3 protein-coding genes are annotated in these 3,225 nt (G+C 66.1%); 2 read left to right on the top strand and 1 reads right to left on the bottom strand.

Annotated elements, in window-relative coordinates:
* Positions 1-115: 115 nt before the first annotated feature.
* Positions 116-1,336 carry a hypothetical protein gene (locus ACEN88_RS27650; RefSeq protein WP_413344802.1) on the bottom strand — a complete coding sequence of 407 codons (1,221 nt, stop codon included), beginning with the start codon at positions 1,334-1,336 and terminating at the stop codon, positions 116-118.
* 161 nt (positions 1,337-1,497) lie between these two features.
* Between ACEN88_RS27650 and ACEN88_RS27645 the strand changes: the two genes are divergently transcribed.
* On the top strand, positions 1,498-2,763 hold the full coding sequence (locus ACEN88_RS27645; protein ID WP_413344801.1) for a lipoprotein-releasing ABC transporter permease subunit: 1,266 nt from the start codon (positions 1,498-1,500) through the stop codon (positions 2,761-2,763).
* The coding region (locus ACEN88_RS27640) for an ABC transporter ATP-binding protein (protein ID WP_413344799.1) at positions 2,756-3,225 on the top strand (470 nt) is incomplete at its 3' end. The genes ACEN88_RS27645 and ACEN88_RS27640, both read left to right, overlap by 8 nt.

Genomic DNA, 3,225 nt, shown 5'->3' with positions numbered 1-3,225 from the left:
ATGGACGCGCGCGAGGCGCTCATCATGGCCGCCGTGTCGATGGGCGACATCTGCACGCCCGTCCGGTTCATGCCGAGGTGTTCGGTCTGCTGTGCCATGGTGTCTCCGTTGCGGTTCAGGGCTGGACGACGCCGCCCTGGTTGGCGGGCAGGGTCGTCGTGATGGCCGTCGTGGTGGCGGCGCCATGGCTCACGAGTTCCGTGCCCGGCGTCCAGACGTAGCCGGCCGCCACCGCCGCGCTGGGCGAGCCGTCGCCGTTCATCTGCCGGCGGTAATCGATGCTGGCCTGGTCTTCGTGCGCCTTCGGCACGAATTGCGTGCCCAGCGCGCGCAGGTCGACTTCGCTGGCCAGCACCTGCCGCACGTAGTCGCGCTGGCTGCGGAACGGGATCGGGCCTGAAAAATCGCCGACGATCTCGGCCGGATCGCGCCGCTCGTAGCGCCGGAAGGCGTCGGCGGCCATGTGGAAGTGGCCCAGCTCGTAGTCGAGGCAGCGCTCCCAGATGGCCTTGACGTGGTGGTTCGTCTCCGTCTCGACGCAGCTGTAATAGGTGTAGCACTCGTTCGCCTCGTGCAGCATCCACTGCTCGACCCACGTCTCCGTCGGGTCCAGCAGCGATTCGTATTGCGTGACGTGCTGTTCTTCCACGGAGGCGATCTCCGCATACAGCTGGCGCGCGACCGGGTCGGCGAACGTCGGGCCCACGTTCATATAATAGTTGTGGGTCTGCGCCTCGGCCGCCGTGATCGTCAGCGCATGCAGCTTGCTGAGCATCGCGGCCATGCTGCGGTCGTACGGGATGCGCAGGTCGTCGCGCGGGGCGCGGTGGTGCTCGGGCGTGGGGCGGCCGGGGAGGATGTCCGTATAGCTCTGCAGGATATTGTTCGCATCCTTGCCCTCCACGCGGTCGAGCAGCGCCGCGTAGCGGTACAGGTGGTCGAAGTCTTCCAGCAGCCCGAAACGATACACGCCGGACAGGTAGTCGTCCGGCTCGGCCCGGGCCACGCTCGCCGTCAGCTCGATGGCCAGCTGTTCGTAGGCGATGGTCGTCTCGAGCGGAGAATGATCGGGCGCCAGCAGCCAGTTCACCATCGTGGCCTGGTGCTGCTCGACCCGCCTGACGTCGGCCAGCGGCTGGCGCAGCGCCATGTTGCAGCGCGCGGCCATGTGCGAGAAGCGCAGGGCCTCGAGCTCGATGCCGTTCATGAGGATGATGCGCATGCGGGTAAAGGCATCGTCGTCCAGCTTGCTGATCGGCCTGCGCACCATGTCGCGCCACGTGGTGTGCTGCCGGTCGAGCGGCGTGCCCTTCGAATCGAAGACGGAAAATGCCATGGTGGGCCTCCTGTCTGGGTTCGATAGTCTTGCCGCGTCCGGAGTTCCGGACTTTTTATGGTGTGTGCAAGATAGAAAAAGTACTTCCAATTGTGACAACGCCCCACATGGATGAGCGTTGTGTGGCAAACTGCGGGACCCAAGCATTTACCCTGGAGCCCATGAGCCTCATCCACAAACTGCCGTACGAATGGCTGGTCGGCTTGCGCTACACGCGCGCCGGCAAGCGCAGCAGCCGCAACAGCTTCATTTCCTTCATCTCGCTGATCTCCGTGTCCGGCATCGCCCTCGGCGTGGCCGCCCTGATCGTCGTGCTGTCGGTGATGAACGGGTTCCAGAAGGAGGTCACGGACCGCATGCTGTCCGTGCTCGCGCACATCGAAGTGTTCGACGCGAGCGGCACCATGGCGAACTGGCGCCAGGCCGAGCAGGAAGCCTTCCGCAACCCGGCCGTACGCGGCGCCGCGCCGTTCGTCGAGACGCAGGGCCTGCTGGTGCGCGAGGACACGATGAAGCCGGCCGTCATCCGCGGCATCCTGCCGGCGGAAGAGCACAAGGTGTCGGACGTGGCGAAGCAGATCCGCCAGGGCAGCATCGAGAGCCTCAAGTCCGGCGAGTACAACATCGTCATCGGCTACGCGCTCGCGCGCTCGCTCGGCGTGGGCATCGGCGACAAGGTCAACATGCTGCTGGCGCAGGGCCAGACGACGCCGGCCGGCATGGTCCCGCGCTCGCGCGTGTTCACGGTGAGCGGCATCTTCGAGGCCGGCCACTACGAATTCGATTCGGCGCTCGCGTTCATCAACATCGAGGACGCGCAGCGCATGGTGCGGATCGACGCGCCGAACGGCCTGCGCCTGCGCATCGCCGACATGCACCAGGCCCCGTTCGTCGCGCAGGAACTCAAGCGCAGCATGTCGGGCGAGCTGATCATGCGCGACTGGTCGCAGCTGAACGCCAACTGGTTCGCCGCCGTGCAGACGGAAAAGCGCATGATGTTCATCATCCTCACGCTGATCATCGCCGTCGCCGCGTTCAACCTGGTCTCGACCCTCGTCATGACGGTGACCGACAAGCAGCCCGACATCGCCATCCTGCGCACCCTCGGCGCGTCGCCGCGCTCGATCACGAAGATCTTCATGATCCAGGGCGCCCTCGTCGGCATCATGGGCACCGCGGCGGGCGTGGGCCTGGGCGTGCTGGTGGCGCTCAATATCGACGTCATCGTCCCGTTCATCGAGCACCTGCTCGGTGTGCAGTTCCTGTCCAAGGATATTTACCTGATCAGCGAAATCCCGTCCGACCTGCGCTGGCCGGACGTCTCCAAGATCGGCGGCGTCTCCGTGCTGCTGGCCTTCGTCGCGACCATCTACCCCAGCTGGTCCGCGTCGCGCGTGAAACCGGCGGAGGCACTCCGCTATGAATGACATGAATGTGAATACCGCTGTACTTGCCTGCCGCAACGTCGCCAAGACCTTCCGCCAGGGAGACTACTCGGTCCAGGTGCTGGACAACATCGATTTCTCGATCGCCCGCGGCGAGCGCGTGGCCATCGTCGGCGCGTCCGGTTCCGGCAAATCGACGCTGCTGCACATCCTGGGCGGGCTGGACACGCCCAGCACGGGCAGCGTCACGCTGCAGGGCGAGGACTTCGCGACCTTGTCGGAGACGCGCCGCGGCGAGCTGCGCAACCGCTCGCTCGGCTTCGTCTACCAGTTCCACCACCTGCTGCCGGAGTTCACGGCGCTGGACAACGTCGCGATGCCGCTGCTGATCCGGCGCATGAAGCGCGCGGACGCCGTCGCGCGCGCCGAGGCGATCCTGGCGCGCGTGGGCCTGACGCAGCGCGCCATCCCCCCGCCGGGCGAACTGTCCGGCGGCTGTCTCGT

The sequence above is a fragment of the Massilia sp. CT11-108 genome (genome assembly GCF_047302915.1).
Classification (GTDB): Bacteria; Pseudomonadota; Gammaproteobacteria; order Burkholderiales; family Burkholderiaceae_D; genus Telluria; species Telluria orientalis.
The sequence above is the reverse complement of the archived record's forward strand: the minus strand, read 5'-3'. Positions and strand labels throughout refer to the sequence as shown.

Bases quoted from the DNA above. Each gene is read 5' to 3' on its own strand.
- ACEN88_RS27650 (WP_413344802.1), bottom strand. From the start codon at position 1,336: ATGGCATTTTCCGTCTTCGATTCGAAGGGCACGCCGCTCGACCGGCAG.
- ACEN88_RS27645 (WP_413344801.1), top strand. From the start codon at position 1,498: ATGAGCCTCATCCACAAACTGCCGTACGAATGGCTGGTCGGCTTGCGC.